Below are 17,963 nucleotides of genomic sequence, written 5' to 3' on the forward strand. Positions count from 1 at the left end.
TTCAGCGCGGTCGCCTGGGCCGGCTGGGCGGCGGGGGCCGCCACGGTCGCAAGGGGCGCGAGCATCGTCGTATCAGGCGGCGTGCTGCTGGCGGCGCAGTTGCGCGTCGAGCTGCTGCAGCGTCGTGTACTGCGTGATGTTCAGCGCTTCCGGGTCGATCGAACCGTAGAGCTGTTCGCAGAACACGATCAGCTCGACGATGTTCAGCGAATCGATGCCGAGTTCGCCGATGCCGGCGTCGGTGTCGACGGTCTCGACGTTGAGGATCTTCGCGACTTCGCGGGACAGGATGTCGAGCGCGTCGGCCGGAACGTTCTGGGTCGTCATGAGAGGAGCTCCTGATAATGAAGTGGGTTGATCGGGATCGATCGGCCTGTCGCGTGGGTCAACTGCCGGCTTCGCAGCGCAGGCTCTTGCGAAGCTCGTGATAACAACGGTACGAACTGCCTTCCATCTTCGAAAACGCCAGCAGGTCGCGCTGGTCGTCGAAAGTGGCGACCCTGCCGTCGCGCACGAGCGCCGTCAGGAACTCGTTCGACAGCAGCTTGATCGCGAGCACGCGCTGCACCTTGCCGAAGCTGTAGTGCGCGTCGTCGGTCTGGCTGCGTGCGGCGTTGGCGATGAACTGGTGCACGGCGCGCGCGTCGGCGTCGAGTTCGACGCGGCCGGTGCGTTCGAGCCAGCCGACGTGCGCCATCAGCGCGCGGACGAAGTAGGGGCGCACGACGGTCAGGTATTTGTTGAACACGGTCGGGCCGCCGATCCGCAGGCGATCCTCGGCGCTCACGCGCACCTGGCCGCCGACGTTCGCGAGCTGCAGGTTGCCCGCGAGGAACGGCGCGCCGCAGGTCGTGCGCTTCAGCTTCCGGTATTCGTCGGGCCACACGAGGTAGGCGGCCGGAAACATCACGCCCGGCAACCGCGCGGCGACCACCGCCATGCAGTCGCGATGTGCTTCGATGCCCCATACCTTGTCGACGGTGAGCGCGAGGCCGCTGTCGTCACTGCGAATGACCGTGCGCCATGCGGCGAGCGTCGGGCCGCCGCCATCGCTCATCAGGAACGCGAAGTTGTGGCCGCTGTCGATGCAGTCGCACGCGCGACGGTTCTGGTCATCGGAGAAGAACAGCCCGAACATGATGCGGATGAACGCACGCATGAACGGCTTGAACAGGTGATGAAATCCCTCCCGGCTGATCTGTTCGAGCAGCGCTTCGGTGAGCGGCGCCTCGTCGTGCCGCAGCGGCGTCGACGCGGACGAATCGGGCAGCACGTCCGGCGTGGCGGCATGCAGCGCGATCACCATCTCGCTGTCGAGCAGCCGCACGGCCGCCGCTTCGACGAGCCGGGCGGCCGCGCGCGGCGGCGTGCCGAGCGACGCGATCGTGTCGAAGTGGCGCAGCACCGGATACGCGGCCTGGTCGGCCACGCGCAGCAGCAGCGGTGGGGTCGCGAGCGGGTCGGCGGACGAAGCGGGGACGGAAAGCGTGGACATGGGGCAGGGTTCCTGTCAGAAGCGCACGCGCACGGCGGCGTCGATACGGGTGCCGAGACCGACCATCCGGTACTCGGAGTTGCTGTCGGAAAACGCGCGGGTGACCGCGACATCGACGCTCACGCGCTTGTTCACGTCGGCGACGACCTGCGCGATCGCGAGCAGGCCCTTGTCCTGCGGCGAATAGACGCCGCGCAGCGAGTACTCGACGCGGCCGATCTTCTTGCCGAGCCGCGCGAACAGGTAGTCGCGCAGGTTGCCGTCGACGCTCACGAAATCGGCCGTGCCGCCGAGGCCGGCCAGCGCGGCGCCGGGCGCGACGGGCAGCAGCGCGTTGTTCGCGCGAACCGCGCCGACCATCTGGCGCCACTGGTTCGCGTCGTAACGCGCCTCGTCGTGCGACCACTCGACGATCAGCGACAGGTTGCCGGGCAGTGCGCTCTGCATGCCGACCGCGCTGCGCCACATGTATTGGCGATCGTTGCGGCGATCGACCGCGTCGTAAGCGGCCGGCGAATCGAGCGGCGTGCCGTTCGCAATGAACGCCGGCAATGGCCGAGTCGTGCCGCGTTCGAGCCACGCGCTCGCATAGACGGTGTTCGAGCGCGCGACGTCGAACGACAGCGTCGCGCCGGCGCCGCCACGGCCCGAATGACGGCCGGCGAGCAACGCGGCGGAGCCGCCCGACCAGTTGTACGCGCCGCGCACGAGCTGCGTCGCGCCCTGTACGTCGCGGTTGTCGACGTCGTTGCGCAGCGTGCGGTTTTCGCCGGCGATGAACTGCAGCGTGGTCTGTTCGCCGGCCCATTTCGCTTCGACGAGCGGCGTGCCTTCGACGTCGCCGTAGCGGTCGTAGATGTCGGCCGTCGCGGCCCGCTTCTGGAAGAAGCCGAGCGGAAAGAACGCCTGCGACGTGTCGAGCGGATCGATCCGCTTGCCGGCGGTGAGCGTGATGCCGTTGTCGAATGCGTAGCGCACGCCGGCCTCGTTGAAACGGGTGGCCTGCGCGCCGAGCGAGTGGTTGCTCGCGACGGCGCGCGCGCTCATGAACAGGTTCTCGCCGTCGATGCGCGCGAGCACGCCTGCTTCCTGCTGGTTGCGCGGCTCGTCGCCGATCAGGCTGCCGAGCAGCGCGTGACCGTCCATGCTGTCGACGGAGCGTGCGTAGGCGATGCCGTTCAGCGTGCTCAACTGTTCCATCAACGATTCTCCGTGCGCGAGCGTGCAGCCGAGCGCAAGCGGGACGGCGAGCGCGACGGCGGGCCAGATTCGGCCGGACGATGGAAGGAGGTGGTCACGATGGGCGTCGACATGGGCGTCGTGGTCACTGGCCATCGGCAAGCGTGTCGGGATTGAACCAGCCCGACGGAATCTTGCGCGGCTGGCCGTCGAGGATGTCGACGACGCTCGCGCGCTGCTTCTCGATCTCGTTGCGATACGTGATCTTGCGGATCACCTTGCGCCCGTTCGCATCGACCGGCGCGGAGAAGTCGGCGCTGCGGAACAGCAGGCCGCTCGCGAGGAAGAACTGCGCGCGCACCGGCACGTCGGTGTCGGGCGTGACCCACAGCTTGATCGTCGGGTAGACGTTGTCGGGATCGGTCGCGGTCAGGTCGAGCTCGGTGGCCGGCTTGCCGGCGATCGTCGTCGCGCCGGCCGCTGCGGATGCGTGATAGCTGTCCGCCCAGTGCGTGCGCGTGATGTCGCTGATCACGACCTCGCCCTGCAGCCGCTGCATCCCGTTGATGCGTACCGCGCTGCGCGTGTTCGGCACATAGAACCAGTGGCCGCGCGTCGTCGCGAGATACTTCTGGCCGTCGTTCTCGCCGCTGCGCGTCAGCGCGAGTGTGTCGCCGTTGCCGCGCGTATAGACGAGGTAGCGCGTCGCGTCGCCGGACTGTCCGCCGACTTCGTTCGTGATCTGGATGTTCGTCTGCGTATCGGCGGCCGTGCTGCGGTACGCGTCGGCACGGGCGAGCATGGTCTGGGCCGTCGGGGCGTCGGCGGCATGAACGAGCGGCGCGCACGCGACGAGCGCGGCGGCCAGGTGGCGAATGCGAATCACGGGGCGAGTCCTTCGAGGATGTTGCGTTTGGCGAGGCCGAGCGTCGCGAGCAGCGCGGCGGCTACCCCGAGCACGACGAACGCGCCTTCGACGGCGGCCACGGCGGCCGGCGAGACGGTGAATTCGAGCAGGATCGGCTTCACGCGGCCCGGCGGCGCGGGCAGGTGGATCTGCGCGTGATTGAGCACGACCATCGTCAGCAGTGCCACCGCAATGCCGGCTGCTGCTCCTAGCAGGCCGAGAAAGGCGGTTTCCTGGATCAGCACGCCGCGCACCGTCGCGGCCGGCACGCCGAGCGCGCGCAGTGTCGAGATCTCGCGGCGGCGCTCGACGATGCTCATCAGGATCCAGTTGCTCATCGACAGCAGGATCGTCACGCAGAGAATCGCGCCGAATACGGAGAACTGGTTCTTGTACAGCGCGACGACCTGGTGATAGAGCGACACGAGCTGGTCCCAGGTCTTCACGTCGAGCGTCGGCAGCGCGGCGCGCAGCGTCGCGGCGGCGGCCGGCGTATGTGCCGTATCCGCCAGGAACACCGCGATGCGCGACGCGCGGTCGGTGCGCAGCAGCGCCTGAGCGGCGGTGAACGTCACGTTGACGATCCGCCCGTCGACATCCTTGTTGCCGGTGCTCATCACGCCGACGATCTGCGCATCGGTCGCGTTGATGCCGCCGTGCGCGGTCGACGCCATCAGCTGCACGACCGAACCGACGTGCACGCCGAGCTTGCGCGCGAGCTCGGCGCCGACGACGACTTCGGTGCCGGCGTTCGTCGGCGACAGGTAGCGGCCCGACAGCACTGTGTGATAGTCGAAGAAACCGGGCGGCTCGCGGTTCGGCTCGATGCCTTCGCCGACGAAGCCGTAGCTGAGATCGCCGTTCGAGATCAGCCCGTCGAAGTCGATGCCGCGCGCGGTAGTCGCGACGCCGGGCAGTGCCGCGATCGCGTGCGTTGCGGCGGCTTGCTCGTCGGCTGTCAGCCCATACTGCAGCGGCCGCTCGCCGATCAGGTCGAGATAGCCGTGGTGCAGCACCTGCACGTGGCCGACGCCGCTGTCGATTGACCCTTCGCGCACCGCGTCGAAGGTCGCGATCACGTAGCCGAGCGCGAGGCTCGACGCGAACGCGGCGACGCCGATCATCGCCATCGTCAGCACGGTGCGGCGCTTGTTGCGCCAGAGGTTACGCCACGCAAACGTCGACCAGTTCACGATTCTCTCCCGGTACGCCGTCGCGCATCTCGATGCGGCGCGGCAGGTGCGCGCACAGACGATCGTCGTGCGACGCAATCAGAAAGGCGGTGCCCAGCGTGCGGTTGGTGTCGAGGATCAGCTCGGCCACCGCCCGTGCGTTGGTGCTGTCGAGGCTGGCGGTCGGCTCGTCCGCGATCACGATCGCCGGCTCCTTGGCGAGCGCGCGGGCCAGCGCGACCCGCTGCTGCTCGCCGCCGGACAACTCGCCGGGGCGGTGCCGTTCGCGCGCGGCGAGCCCTACTGCGTCGAGCATCGCGCGGGCCCGTTCGCGGCGCGTGCGCGGCGTGCCCCACGCGAAGCAGCCGAGCTCGACGTTCTCGAGCGCCGACATCACCGGTATCAGGTTGAACTGCTGGAACACGAAGCCGATGCGCTCGCGGCGGATCCGCTCGAGCGTGTCCGGCGCATCGTCGATCCGGCGGCCTTCGAGCCAGCGTTCGCCGGTGCTCGGCACGTCGAGGAAACCGGCCAGGTTGAGCAGCGTGCTCTTGCCGCTGCCCGACGGGCCGACGAGCGCGACGACGTCGCGCTGGCCGATCGAGATCGTCGCGCCGCGCACCGCGACGACGCGGCCCGCACCCTCGTACACACGCGTGACGTCGCGCAGTTCGAGCACCGGCGTGAGCGTGGCGGTCGTCATGCGTACGCTCCCTGGCCGGCTTCGGCGGCCGTCGCGTGGATCACGGAAAGCGTGCCGTTCGCATAGAGGTCGCGGCACTTCAGGCGCTGCAGCTTGCCGCTGGTCGTGCGCGGCAGCGAGCCGGGTTCGACGAAGCACAGATCCTGCGCGGCGAAGCCGATCCGCGATGCGAGCAGCTGCTGGCACTCGGCGCGGGTCTGCGGCGTCGCGTCGACGGGCCGTGCCTCGATCGCGACGACCAGCCGCTCGGTGCCGGTCTCGGGATCGGGCAGCCCGAACGCGATGCACGTGCTCTTGCGCAGCGTGCGATGGGACGCCAGCGCCTCCTCGATTTCGTGCGGGAAGTAGTTGCTGCCGCGAATGATGATGACTTCCTTCTTGCGCCCGAGGATATGGAGCTGACCGTCCGCGATGTAGCCGATGTCGCCGGTGCGGAACCAGCCGTCGGTCGTCAGCGGCGCGGCGATCGAACCGTCGTCGGGATTCAGGTAACCGAGCATCACCGACGTGCCGCGGATCGCGACTTCGCCGACCGCGCGGTTCGCGAGCGTGTGGTCGCCTTCGTCGAGGATCCGGAACGCCATGCCCTCGATCGGCGTGCCCATCGCGAGCACGGTTTCGGTTTCCGTTTCGGCGCCGTCGTTCGCGGCGGCCGGTTGCGCGTCGCGGCGCTCGATCAGCGCACGCCGGTCGAGCGTGTCGGCGATCACATACGGCGCGCCGTCCACCGTGCCTTCGTGCCACGCACGATGCATCGAAACGGCAAGCGTCGATTCGGCCATCCCGTAGCACGGCTGCAGCGCCGATGCCGCGAGGCCGTACGGCGCGAACGTCACGGCGAAGTCGCGCAGCGTTGCGTCGTCCACGCGTTCACCGCCGATGAAGATGTTGCGACACGCGGAAAGATCGACGCCTTCCATCGCGGCGGCATTGAAACGGCGCACGCAGTAGCGCAACGCGAAGGTCGGCACCGATGTCGTCGTCGCGCGTGCCGACGCGATGCGCTTCAACCAGCCGAGCGGATTCCGGATGAAGCTGTTCGGCTGCATCATCAGCAGCGGCGCGCGGTAATGCAGGTTCGACAGCAGCGTGAGCAGCCCCATGTCGTGATAGAGCGGCAGCCACGACGCGGTGCCGTCGCCCGCCGCGAGGTCGAAACGCACCGACCCGCCGATGCCGAGCACGTTCGCGATCACGTTCTCGTGGCTGAGCACCGCGGCCTTCGGATGCGACGTCGAGCCCGACGTGAGCTGGACATGGTGCGGATCGCGGCCGTTCTTTGCGCTGATCAGTGCGCGCGCGCCGGCATCCGCGACGATCGACAGCGTGTCGAGATCGACGACGCGCGTGGATGACGCGGGAAACGCGTCGTCGCGCCAAGCGGCGGACTGCGCATCCGCGGCGATGACGAGGCGCGGCCGGTACAGCTCGCATGCGACGTCGATCACCTGCCGCCCGGCGGTGGCGCGGCGCGCGGGAACGGGCACGGTGCAGGGCAGCGCGCCCGTCATCACGCAGGCCATCATCGCGACCGCATGTTCGACCGACGCCGGCAAGGCCAGCATCACCATGTCGTTCTCGCGCACGTCGAGTTCGCGCAGCGCGCCGGCCTGGCGAAACACTTCTTCCGCGAAGCGCCGGTACGTGATGCTCGCCTCGTTGCCGGCGTCGTCGACGAACGTCATGCGATGCATGGCGCCCGCGACGTCTTCGAGCGATTCGATCAGGCGATGAATGGTGGATGCGCACTTCGTCACGAGGATTCTCCCCTTGAGGAACACGGCCGCTCGCGCCACGGTGCCGGCGGCGCCGTTCGTCGAGTGAGGGGGATTCTTGCCGGATCGACATGACGCGACAAACGGAATATTTGCAGGCTATGCATGAGCAGCACGCATCCACTCGACGCTGCGATGCGCGTGAGCACGTGCGAGGTGAATGGTCGGTACGCATTCGACCGGTCGTCTAGTTCACGATGTGGTGCGCTCATGCGCGGGCGTCATGCAATGCGTTCGGAAAATTCGTTTGTCCGAAGCATCGACTCACAGAAGAATTGCAACCCGGCAGCGCGCCAGCGTCGCCGTGTCATGGCGCCGGGCAGGGTCCGGCCAAGGAGAGCGTTTTGTCCGTCACCTCATCGCTTGTCCGCCCGAAACCGGTTGCAGACATGAAGAGCCGCCCGAGCGGCGTCGTTTTCTCGCTGAAACTGGCGGTCTACGTCGCGCTCATCGCGCACGGCGTGCTGTTCGCGCTGTCGACGTATGTGGTCCTGAAGATCGTCGGCATCCTGCTGATCGGCGCGATGTTCGCGCACGGCGTCGAGCTGCAGCACCAGGCGCTGCATTACCAGGGATTCAGGAGCAAGCGGCTCAACATGGTGTTCGGCGTGCTGCTGGGCATGCCGATGCTCGTGTCGTTCCATGCGTACCAGGACAGCCACCTGCGCCATCACCGGCTGCTCGGCACGCCCGAGAACAAGGAGTTCTTCGATTACGGCGACCAGTACGGCGCGAGCCCCGTCGTGAATCTCGGCCTGTGGGCCTGGCGGCTGTCGATGGCCGCGCACTATATCCAGTTCGCGAAGAACGTCGCGAAGCTCGTCGTGTCGGGCGCGAGTTTCGGCGACAACCCGCTCATGTCGCGCGCGATTCGCCGCGATCACCTGCTGATGGTCGCGGCGATCGCGCTGCTGGCCGGCGTGTCGTTCGCGCTGCACACGTGGTTCGTCGTGTGGGTGTGGGTCGTGCCGCTCGTGTTCGTGGCCGCGCCCGTGCATGCGCTGGTCGAGATGCCCGAGCATTACCGCTGCGACCTGACGAGCACCGACCCGTTCCGCAACACGCGGACGATCGAGAGCAATGCGTTCATGACGTGGTTCACGAACGGCAACAACTATCACGTCGAGCACCACATGATGCCGAACCTGCCGATCGAGCGGCTGCACGATCTGCATGGCGCGATCGGGCCGCGCATCCGCCATTACCACCGCACGTACCGGCAGTTCTATTACGCGCTGCTGCGCGGCAGGCTGTCGCCGCGCACGGTGGACGACGACACGGACGACCGTGCAACCGACGCCGAAGCGGCCGCGCCGGCGTCCACGCGATCGGCATGACCGCGACGGTGCCGCCGGTGCCGCGCCCGAACGCTTTTCAACGACGGTGACGACGATGCTCTATCCGGAACTTTTCAGGTCGCTCGAAGCGGTGCGCTGGGACATGGAGACGGACATCCCATGGAACCGGTTCGACGCATCGCTGCTCACCGACGAGCAGGCCGAGACGATCAGGATGAACGCGATCACCGAATGGTCGGCGCTGCCCGCGACGGAAATGTTCCTGCGCGACAACCAGCACGACAGCGACTTTTCCGCGTTCATGAGCGTGTGGTTCTTCGAGGAGCAGAAGCATTCGCTCGTGCTGATGGAATACCTGCGCCGCTTCAGGCCGGAGAGGGTGCCGACCGAAGCGGAACTGCACGCGGTGCGCTTCGAATTCGACCCGGCGCCGCCGCTCGAGACGCTGATGCTGCACTTCTGCGGCGAGATCCGCCTGAATCACTGGTACCGCTGCGCGGCCGACTGGCACACCGAGCCGGTCATCAAGCAGATCTACGAAACGATCTCGCGCGATGAAGCACGCCACGGCGGCGCGTACCTGCGCTACATGAAGAAGGCGCTGAACGACTGCGGCGACGTCGCGCGTGCCGCGTTCGCGAAGATCGGCGTGCTGATGGCGTCGGCGCGCCGCACCGAGAAGCCGCTGCACCCGACCAACCTGCACGTGAACCAGGCGCTGTTCCCGCGCGACACCGTGCAGTCGCGCCTGCCCGATCCGGAATGGCTCGAGCGCTGGCTCGACGAGCAGATCCGGTTCGACGGCGAGTGGGAAAAGAAGGTCGTCGAGCGGATCCTGCACAACCTGTCGATCCTGTTCGAGCGCACGTTCTCCACTGCGCAGGAGCTGAACCGCTATCGCCGCGAAGTGATCGCGCGAACGAATCGCGTGGCGGATGGCGTGGTGGACAGCGTATAAGCGGATGCGCGCGTTCCGCCAGGCAAGGGAGGAACCGATTCCGGACGGCATGCTGGCGCAATGCGCACGGATTTCCGTTTCGGTTCGGCGGAATATTCAATTCCCGACATAATTGGTTCATCAATTTCCGGACGCTGCGTGAATCAATTCAATTTCATGCGTTTAGTATATTTTCATAAACATGAAATTGCGGATTTAAATAGTATTCCGCATGTATGTTGAAGCGCTTTTTCTTTTCGCAATCCGGTAAATGAAGTGAATTGTTTGTAAATTGAAATTATATTGTAGGCATTCTGGCGTGGCTCTGTTGTGGCGTCCATGTGGCTGCCAGAACATCGATTAATCCCCGTAATATCCTGTTTTTATGCGATTTTATCGATCAGCCTCCGCGTCATTTCTAGTGAATATATATTTACAAAATCACTACTTCAGAATGGTAATGTAAGAATATCGGGCCGATAAAAAGTGATAGGTAAATACGCGTGTCACGATTGAAAATAAGAATGATCCGCATCCATGCTTCAATATAAAATCGCTCCAGAATCCAAAAAGGAGAAACGATTCAGGGAGACGAACGGCGACTTGCCTGTCGGTGGGTGCAACTTTGAGGCGGCAGTATGGCTAATGTGAGATTGGCAAAGCGATTGAGAAGTATGCCTTCGCTGGATTTCCTGAGAGGCTTCGAATGCGCGGCGCGTCATTTGAGCTTTACGCGTGCCGGGCAGGAACTGAGCGTCACGCAATCCGCCGTGAGTCGCCAGGTCAAGGCGCTCGAGGAGCAGCTCCGGATCGAGCTCTTTCACCGGCACATTCGTTCCTTGACGCTGACCGACAAGGGGCGGGAACTGTATGACGCGATCTCGTTCGCGTTGTCCGACCTGGAATCGGTGATCGGCAAGCTGTCGTCGAGTGTCGGCCAGCGCTCGATCTCGTTGTCGACGACGGTGTCGTTCGCGGCACTGTGGCTGATCCCGCGGCTCGGGTCGTTCCGCGCAAGCTATCCCGACATCGACGTACGCGTATCGGCAACGAGCGAAATTGAAGATCTTAAACGCAAACGTTTGCACCTGGCCGTGCGATATGCCGGGCCGTATACGTCGATGGACGAGACGGACGTGCTGTTTCGCGAGCGTGTCGTGGCGGTCTGCAGCCCGAGCCTGATGCCGGCGGCGGGCGACGCTGCGTCGATGAAGCCGGAGGATCTCGACAAGCATGTGCTGCTGCATCTCGACGATCCGCGCGGCGAGTGGCCGTGGCACGGGTGGAGCCATCTGCTGAAGGAGCTGGGCGTGCCGCGCCTGCGGCCCGCCGGCGCGCTGCATTTCAGCCAGTACGACCAGCTGGTGCAGGCGGCGGTCGACGGGCATGGCATCGCGATCGGGCGGCGGCCGCTGGTCGACGGGCTGCTGAAGCAGGGCCGGCTCGTCGAGCTGTTCCCGCACTGCACGGTTGCATCGGGCAGCTACGCGCTGGTGCAGAACCCGGATGCATGCAACGAGTTCGATATCGCGGTGCTGACCAACTGGCTGCTCGAACAGGCGCGCGATCCGCTCGCGTCGGATCAGGAAGCTGCCGGCAGCAACGTGCTGCCGATGTATCGCGTCGGATAGTACGGCACGGGCGCGGCAAGGGTGTCGTGCGGCAGGCTCGATACGGATCGATGGGCGATGCGTCATGCGTCGCACCTGCAACCTGTGCGATGATGCGCCGCTTCGCGTGCGTTGCAGCACGCCGCTGACCGCGGCGCCCGGTTCCGGGCCGCTGCCGCTCGCGCCCACACCGGAGACGACATGCCCGCAGTGAACATTCATGGCAGTACCCTGCATTATCAGGATCACGGCACGGGGTTCCCCGTGCTGCTCGGGCACAGCTATCTGTGGGATGCGGCGATGTGGGCGCCGCAGATCGAAGCGCTGTCGCGCCAGTACCGCGTGATCGTGCCGGAGCTGTGGGGGCATGGCGCATCGGGTGCACTGCCCGAAGGCACGCAGACGCTCGACGATCTCGCCGCGCAGGCGAGTGCGCTGCTCGATGCGCTGGAGATCGAACAATGCGCGCTCGTCGGGCTCAGCGTCGGCGGGATGTGGGGCGCGCGGCTCGCGTTGCGTGAACCGCAGCGCGTGCGCGCGCTCGTGCTGATGGATGCGTCGCTCGAGGCCGAGCCCGAGGCGACGCGCCTGCGCTACTTCGGGATGCTCGATGCCATCGCAGCCGCGGGCCGTATCGCGCCGCCGCTGCTCGATGCGATCGTGCCGCTGTTTTTCCGGCCGGATGTCAATCTGGCGGACCCGGTGCCGTCCGCGTTTCGCGATGCGCTGGCGAACCTGCCGGCCGACCGGCTGCGGCAATCGATCGTCCCGCTCGGCCGGCTGATCTTCGGCCGGCCCGACACGCTGTCGGCACTCGCCGAACTGGACGCCGAACGCACGCTGCTGATGTGTGGCGCGGGCGACATGGCGCGTCCGCCGTCGGAAACCGTGAAGATGGCGAGCGTGATCGGGTGCCCGCATGCGCTGGTGCCGGACGCCGGCCACATCTCGAATCTGGAAAATCCCGCGTTCGTCACGCGCGCGCTGCTCGACTGGTTCGACGCACAACGTCTGTCGGCAGGCTGACGCTGGTGCGCGCGACGCCGGCGCATGTCGCGCGGCGTCGCAGCACGCGAGCCCGCATCACGCGCGTTCGCTGACCGGCGTGAGCTTCCGGTCCCGCTTGCGCGCTTCGTCGGCCCCGCCGCGAACGAGGCTCAGCGCTTCCGCGCGGCTCGCCACGCACGGCGCGGAGCCGGGCAGCGGCTGGCGGGCCGTCTCGCGCAGCGCGAGCACCGACACGATGCCGATGAACGATGCGCCCATCAGGTAGTACGCGGGCATCATCAGGTCGCCGGTGCGATCGACCAGCCACGCGGTGACGAGCGGCGTCGTGCCGCCGAACAGCGACACCGACACGTTGAAGCCGATCGCGAGCGCGCCATAGCGGATGCGCGTGGGGAACAGCGCCGGCAGCGCCGACGGCATCACGCCGGTGAACGTCGACAGCAGCACACCGTAGATCAGCATTCCGCCGAACACGGGCAGCATGCCGCCGGTGCGGATCAGCATCAGCGCCGGCACCGCGAGCACGAGCAGGCCCACGCAGCCGGCCATCATCACCGGCTTGCGGCCGATCTTGTCCGACAGGTGCCCGGCGTAGAGCGTCATCGGCATCATCAGCACCATGACGAGCAGCACCAGGAACAGGCCGTGCGATTCGCGGAAGTGCAGCGTCGCCGACAGGTAGCTCGGCAGGTACGACAGCGCCATGTAGTCGGTCACGTTGAAGATCAGCACGAGGCCGACGCATTGCAGCAGCGGTTTCCACTGTTCGACGAGCAGCGACGCGAAGCGTTGCTTCGGCCGCGCACGCTCGTCTGCTTCGCGTGCTTCGGCCTCCTTCTTGAAGGCGGGCGTTTCCTCGAGTTTCAGCCGGATATAGAGGCCCACGAGGCCGAGCGGGCCGGCGATGAAGAACGGCACGCGCCAGCCCCACGACAGCAGCGCTTCCTGCGACAGCGACGCGGTGAGCAGCGCGACCGTCGCCGCGCCGAGCGTATAGCCGATCAGCGTGCCGAACTCGAGGAAGCTGCCCATGAAGCCGCGGCGCCTGTCGGTCGAGAATTCGGCGATGAAGGTGGCCGCGCCGCCGTATTCGCCGCCGGTCGAGAAGCCCTGCACGAGGCGGGCGACGAGCAGCAGCACGGGCGCCATGATGCCGATCGACGCGTAGCTGGGAATGAGGCCGATCGCGAACGTGCCGACCGCCATCATGATCATCGTGGCGGCGAGCACGCGCTGGCGGCCGATGCGGTCGCCGAGCGGGCCGAATACCATGCCGCCGAGCGGGCGCACGAGGAACGCGGCCGCGAACGTGCCGAAGGTCGCGAGCAGCTGCGCGGACGGGCTGCTGGATGGAAAGAACACCTTGCCGAGCGTGACGGCGATATAGCTGTACACGCCGAAGTCGAACCATTCCATCGCGTTGCCGAACGCCATTGCGCCGACCGCGCGCTTGAGGACGGCCGGGTCGACGATCGTGATGTCATCCAGCTTGACGGACTTGCGCGAAGACCGGGCTTTCGCGGGGTGCGCTTGCGACGGGCTCAAAGAACTCTCCTGGAATTGCCTTGGCAGCCGGCCGGGCGGGTGGGCAGTGGAGTCGTGCGGGCCGAGGGACAGCGAAGGCGGGTGTCTCGGGGTGCCTCGATGTCAGTGACATGACGCGCGCTGCGGGCGACACCGGGCAGGTGTGTTGTGTGAACCAGTTTAGAGAAACGGGCGCGGGCGACTATCGGTCATGCGCCCGGAAACCGGTGGTAAACGACACGGGGGCGAGCGTCGCGTCGAGGCTGGCATTCGGTAGCGCGATCTGCTCGATGCCGGTAACAGAGGTTGGTGGCGACAGCGCGAACGGGTCGATGGCAGTGCCGGTTCGGTCGGATGTGCGGGACACGCACGACCTCCGGCTGTTACCCGGAGGTGGGCAAGCAATACGCCGAGATCAATTTTCGGCCGCCGCCGTCGCGACCGGCGCCGCATCGGGATGCTGGCGTGTGTAAAGCTGGCGGTTGCGCGCGATCTGCGCTTGCGACGGCGGATAGTCGTTCCGGTTGAACGGCAACAGGCCGTCAGCTTCGGCATTGATCAGTTGCTGGTGGACTTCGGCGCGCGTGAGCGGCGCCTGCGTGGACTGGGCGAACGCCTGCGTGCCGAACGGCAAGCTGAGCGTGGCGACGACGAAAGCAGCGACGAGTTTCATGGAGACTCCTTGACGGTTGAACGAACGGGTAAGTGGAGCGGGGCCCACGGATCGAATTCTGGTTGACGCGGCAGTCACCACACTGACCCTTCGATTACAGTTTTGTAATCAGGCCGAGTCGCACGTGCGCGGGGCGGCTCGCCCGCGCCGTTTCCCGGTAACATCGGCGCATGTCACCACCGAATGCGACGGAGCCGAACATGCGCATCCTGATAGTCGAAGACGAGCCGAAGACCGGCGCATACCTGAAGAAGGGGCTCGAGGAATCCGGCTTCAGCGTCGATCTCGCGAAGGACGGCGGCGAAGGGCTGACGCTTGCGCAGGAAGAAAGCTACGACGTGATCGTGCTCGACGTGATGTTGCCCGTTCTCGACGGCTGGAGCGTGCTCAAGCGGCTGCGCGACACGCATGCGACGCCGGTGCTGTTCCTGACCGCACGCGACGACGTGCAGGACCGCGTGCACGGGCTCGAACTCGGCGCCGACGACTACCTCGTGAAGCCGTTCGCGTTCGTCGAGCTGCTTGCGCGCATCCGCACGCTCGCACGCCGCGGGCCGCCGCGCGAGACGGAGCGCATTGCGGTCGGCGATCTGGAGATCGACGTCGTGCGCCGTCGCGTCAAGCGCGGTACCGTGCGGATCGACCTGACGCCGCGCGAATTCTCGCTGCTGCAATTGCTCGCGCGCAGGCAGGGCGAGGTGCTGAGCCGCACGCAGATCGCGTCGTACGTGTGGGACATGAATTTCGACAGCGATACCAACGTCGTCGAAGTCGCGATCCGGCGGCTGCGCGCGAAGATCGACGACGATTTCGCGGTCAAGCTGATCCATACGGTACGCGGCGTGGGGTACGTGCTCGAACCGAAGGACGCCGCATGACGCTCGGCCGCTCGCTCGGCGCGACGCTCGCGCTCGCATTCGGCGCGACCACGCTCGCCGTGTTCGCCCTGGTCGGCGCGTACGTGTATACCGGCCTCGAGCGGCAGGTCAGCACGCAGGACGACCTCGACATCGTGCTCGCCGCGCGGCACACGCGCCGGCTGGCGGGCGAACTCGATTCGCTCGACGCGGTGCGCTCGCATGCGGACCGGCTGACGAGCCAGGTGCTCGGCAACGAGGCGTTGTCGATGGCCGTCGTCGACGGGCAGGGCAACCTGCTCGCACGCCACAACGTCGAGCGGACCGAGCTCGACGAACTGCCGGATACCGCATCGGGCGCATCGTCGCCCGCGTTACCCGATGCCGAACTGTTGCCGCCGCACGCGACGCCGGTACCCGCGAACGAACGGATTACGGCCGACCGGATCGTGACGTGGCATGCCGACGGCGGCACGCCCGTGCGTGGCGTCGTCACCGAGGCCGAGTTGCGTGACCATACGAAGATCCGGATCGCGATCGCGCGCAACATGAGCGATCGCGCCGAACTGCTCGACGGCTACCGCGACAAGCTGAAGATTGCCGGCGGCCTGGGCGCGCTGTTCGCGATGCTGCTCAGCTACGGGCTGATCCGCAAGTCGCTCGCGCCGCTGCGCGAGATCGTCGCGAACACCGGGCGGATTACCGTCGACAAGCTCGATACGCGGCTCGATGCGTCGCGTGCGCCGCGCGAGCTGACGGCGCTCGTCGACGCACAGAACGCGATGCTCGGCCGCCTGCAACAGGCGTTCGGGCACCTGTCGCAATTCAGCGCGGATCTCGCGCACGACCTGCGCACGCCGCTGAACAACATGCGCGGCGCGACCGAGGTGGCGCTCGCGCGGCCGCGCTCGCCCGACGAATACCAGGCGCTGCTCGAATCGAATCTCGAGGAGTACGACCGTCTCGCGCGGATGATCGAGAACGTGCTGTTTCTCGCGCGCGCCGAGCATCCGGGCTTCGTCACGCGGCAACGCGCGTTCGACGTGCATGACGAGCTGGAGCGCATCGCCGGCTATTTCGAAGGGCTCGCCGACGAAGCGGGTTCGACGCTGCGCGTCGATGGGCACGGGCGGTTGACCGCCGATCTCGAGCTGTTTCGCCGCGCGGTCAGCAACCTCCTCGCGAATGCGCTGCGGTATACGCCGGCGGGAGGCGTCATCGCGCTGGGCGTCGACGAAACGGTGGACGCGGTGCGCGTCGTCGTCGCGAACCCGGGCGAGCCGATCGATCCCGCGCTGCTGCCGCGCATCTTCGACCGGTTCGTGCGCGGCGATCCGGCCCGCAGCGGCGGCGTGCCGGGCGGCACGGCCGGTCTTGGCCTCGCGATCGTGCGGTCGGTGATGGAACTGCACGGCGGCACTGCGCGCGTCGAGAGCGACGCGGCCGGGACACGGTTCATCCTCACGTTCATCAGGACGCCGACGGCGTAGCGGCAGCGTGTCGGGCGGCGGTGGCGTCCCTATCCGCTGGTCCGTTCCAGCCGCCACCCAGCGCCGTCAGCAATCCGACCGTGGCTTCCATCCGTCGCGCGGCGATCTGGTCGGCCTGGCGTTGGTTCGTCAGCGCGATCGTCTGCGCGGTCACGACATCGAGGTAGCTGACGGCCCCCGCGTCGAAGCGGTTCTTCGTCAGCCGCAGCGACAGGTCGGCCGCATCGGTTGCGCGTTGCTGGCTGCCGGCTTCCGACGCGAGCGCATCGAGCGTGGACAGTCGATCCTCGACCTGCTGGAACGCGACGAGCACCGTCTGCCGGTAGTCGGCGACCGCGCCGTCGTATTGCGCATGCGCGCCGCGCAGCGTCGCGCTGCGCCTCCCGCCGTCGAACAGCGTGCCGACCAGTTGCGGGCCGAGCGACCAGAACAGGCTCGGCGCGGTGAGCCACGGCGCGAACAGCGAGCTTTCGAGCCCCGCGCTCGCCGACAGCACGAGATCGGGGAAGAACGCGGCACGCGCCTCGCCGATCTGCGCATTCGCGGCCGCGACGCGGCGTTCGGCCGCCGCGATGTCGGGCCGCCGTTCGAGCAGTTGCGACGGCACGCCAGCCGGGATGGCAGGCACCTCGAACGCCTGCACGCGTGGCGGCAGCGCGAACGTCGACGCGCTTTCGCCGACGAGCGTCGCGATCGCGTGCTGAAGCTGCGCGCGCGACGCGTCGATATCGGTGTCCTGCGTGCGCGTCGATTCGAGTTGCGTCGCGGCTTGCGCCACGGCCGACGCGTCGATCGCGCCGGCCGCGAGTTGTTGCTTCAGCAGCTTCAGCGCGTCCGCATACGCGCGCACCGTGTCGTCGAGCAGCCGTTTCTGCGTATCGAGCGAGCGCAGCGCGAAGTAGTCGGTCGCCAGCTCGGCCGTGACCGACAACTTCACGGCCTGCAGGTCGGCTGCGCTCGCGTCGGCGTTGGCCTGCGCGCCCGTCACCGCATCGCGCACGCGGCCGAACACGTCGGGTTCCCAGCTTGCGGCCACGCCCGCCTGGTAGTCGGGTGTCGTCTTGCCGGCGAGCGACGAGCCGAGCTTGTTCTGCGACACGCGCGAGCGGCTTTGCGCGACACCGGCCGTCACGGTCGGCAGGAACCCCGCATGCTGATAGTCGACCATCGCGCGCGCCTGCCGCAGATCGGCGACCGCTTTCTTCACGGTCTGGTTCGACACGTCGACACGCGCCTCGAGCGCGTTCAGGTCGGCGTCGTCGAATACTGTCCACCAGGCGCCGCGCGATGCGGCATCGGCCGGCGCCGCGACGTTCCAGCCGGGCTGCGCGGCGG

At 67.0% G+C, this 17,963-nt stretch carries 17 protein-coding genes; 6 read left to right on the top strand and 11 right to left on the bottom strand.

Going from position 1 to position 17,963, the window contains the following annotated elements:
* Positions 1-72: 72 nt before the first annotated feature.
* Genes G3O06_RS39480 through G3O06_RS39510 form a run of 7 tightly spaced genes read right to left on the bottom strand, consistent with a single transcriptional unit; the run spans position 73 to position 7,213 of the window.
* Entirely contained in the window at positions 73-327 is a 255-nt protein-coding gene (locus G3O06_RS39480) for an acyl carrier protein (protein ID WP_011350104.1), read from the bottom strand.
* A gap of 58 nt (positions 328-385) precedes the next feature.
* Positions 386-1,495, bottom strand: coding sequence for a hypothetical protein (locus G3O06_RS39485; RefSeq protein WP_205819331.1), 1,110 nt, complete (start codon positions 1,493-1,495; stop codon positions 386-388).
* A gap of 15 nt (positions 1,496-1,510) precedes the next feature.
* Positions 1,511-2,830 (bottom strand): hypothetical protein, encoded by a 1,320-nt coding sequence (locus G3O06_RS39490; RefSeq protein ID WP_205819332.1) that lies wholly within the window; start codon positions 2,828-2,830, stop codon positions 1,511-1,513.
* Positions 2,820-3,560, bottom strand: a complete 741-nt coding sequence (locus G3O06_RS39495) for an outer membrane lipoprotein-sorting protein (RefSeq protein ID WP_174933435.1) — start codon at positions 3,558-3,560, stop codon at positions 2,820-2,822. The genes G3O06_RS39490 and G3O06_RS39495 overlap by 11 nt, the downstream gene beginning before the upstream one ends.
* Complete coding sequence (locus G3O06_RS39500; RefSeq protein ID WP_205819333.1) at positions 3,557-4,774, bottom strand: ABC transporter permease; 1,218 nt, start codon at positions 4,772-4,774, stop codon at positions 3,557-3,559. Before G3O06_RS39500 ends, G3O06_RS39495 begins: the two co-directional genes overlap by 4 nt.
* Positions 4,746-5,456, bottom strand: a complete 711-nt coding sequence (locus G3O06_RS39505; protein ID WP_174967104.1) for an ABC transporter ATP-binding protein — start codon at positions 5,454-5,456, stop codon at positions 4,746-4,748. The genes G3O06_RS39500 and G3O06_RS39505 overlap by 29 nt, the downstream gene beginning before the upstream one ends.
* Complete coding sequence (locus G3O06_RS39510) at positions 5,453-7,213, bottom strand: fatty acyl-AMP ligase (RefSeq protein WP_346779585.1); 1,761 nt, start codon at positions 7,211-7,213, stop codon at positions 5,453-5,455. Before G3O06_RS39510 ends, G3O06_RS39505 begins: the two co-directional genes overlap by 4 nt.
* Before the next feature lie 407 nt (positions 7,214-7,620).
* On the opposite strand from G3O06_RS39510, the gene G3O06_RS39515 reads away from it, so the two are divergent.
* The 4 genes from G3O06_RS39515 to G3O06_RS39530 all read left to right on the top strand — a co-directional run bounded on the left by G3O06_RS39515 (position 7,621) and on the right by G3O06_RS39530 (position 12,102).
* Positions 7,621-8,568, top strand: coding sequence for a fatty acid desaturase (locus G3O06_RS39515; protein WP_205819342.1), 948 nt, complete (start codon positions 7,621-7,623; stop codon positions 8,566-8,568).
* Between the two features lie 46 nt (positions 8,569-8,614).
* Positions 8,615-9,487 carry a ferritin-like domain-containing protein gene (locus G3O06_RS39520; protein WP_205819335.1) on the top strand — a complete coding sequence of 291 codons (873 nt, stop codon included), beginning with the start codon at positions 8,615-8,617 and terminating at the stop codon, positions 9,485-9,487.
* 617 nt (positions 9,488-10,104) lie between these two features.
* Complete coding sequence (locus G3O06_RS39525) at positions 10,105-11,097, top strand: LysR substrate-binding domain-containing protein (RefSeq protein ID WP_174981664.1); 993 nt, start codon at positions 10,105-10,107, stop codon at positions 11,095-11,097.
* 180 nt (positions 11,098-11,277) lie between these two features.
* Complete coding sequence (locus G3O06_RS39530; RefSeq protein WP_205819336.1) at positions 11,278-12,102, top strand: alpha/beta fold hydrolase; 825 nt, start codon at positions 11,278-11,280, stop codon at positions 12,100-12,102.
* A gap of 57 nt (positions 12,103-12,159) precedes the next feature.
* Here G3O06_RS39530 and proP read toward each other — a convergent pair whose 3' ends face one another.
* The 3 genes from proP to G3O06_RS39545 all read right to left on the bottom strand — a co-directional run bounded on the left by proP (position 12,160) and on the right by G3O06_RS39545 (position 14,281).
* On the bottom strand, positions 12,160-13,629 hold the full coding sequence (gene proP, locus G3O06_RS39535) for a glycine betaine/L-proline transporter ProP (RefSeq protein ID WP_205819337.1): 1,470 nt from the start codon (positions 13,627-13,629) through the stop codon (positions 12,160-12,162).
* Positions 13,630-13,810: 181 nt separating this feature from the next.
* The gene (locus tag G3O06_RS39540; RefSeq protein ID WP_205819338.1) at positions 13,811-13,975 is read right to left on the bottom strand and encodes a hypothetical protein; all 165 of its coding nucleotides are present in this window, start codon (positions 13,973-13,975) and stop codon (positions 13,811-13,813) included.
* Between the two features lie 48 nt (positions 13,976-14,023).
* Positions 14,024-14,281, bottom strand: a complete 258-nt coding sequence (locus G3O06_RS39545; protein ID WP_205819339.1) for a DUF4148 domain-containing protein — start codon at positions 14,279-14,281, stop codon at positions 14,024-14,026.
* Between the two features lie 200 nt (positions 14,282-14,481).
* On the opposite strand from G3O06_RS39545, the gene G3O06_RS39550 reads away from it, so the two are divergent.
* Both G3O06_RS39550 and G3O06_RS39555 read left to right on the top strand, forming a co-directional pair.
* Positions 14,482-15,159, top strand: a complete 678-nt coding sequence (locus G3O06_RS39550) for a heavy metal response regulator transcription factor (RefSeq protein ID WP_021160488.1) — start codon at positions 14,482-14,484, stop codon at positions 15,157-15,159.
* Entirely contained in the window at positions 15,156-16,628 is a 1,473-nt protein-coding gene (locus G3O06_RS39555) for a heavy metal sensor histidine kinase (RefSeq protein WP_205819340.1), read from the top strand. The genes G3O06_RS39550 and G3O06_RS39555 overlap by 4 nt, the downstream gene beginning before the upstream one ends.
* On the opposite strand, the gene G3O06_RS39560 is transcribed toward G3O06_RS39555, so the two are convergent.
* Positions 16,609-17,963, bottom strand: a 1,355-nt coding sequence (locus tag G3O06_RS39560; RefSeq protein ID WP_205819341.1) for an efflux transporter outer membrane subunit, incomplete at its 5' end; no start/stop codon positions are given. The two genes, G3O06_RS39555 and G3O06_RS39560, sit on opposite strands and share 20 nt — an antisense overlap.

Source organism: Burkholderia sp. Ac-20345 (assembly GCF_017104825.1).
In the GTDB taxonomy this organism is placed as follows: domain Bacteria; phylum Pseudomonadota; class Gammaproteobacteria; order Burkholderiales; family Burkholderiaceae; genus Burkholderia; species Burkholderia lata_B.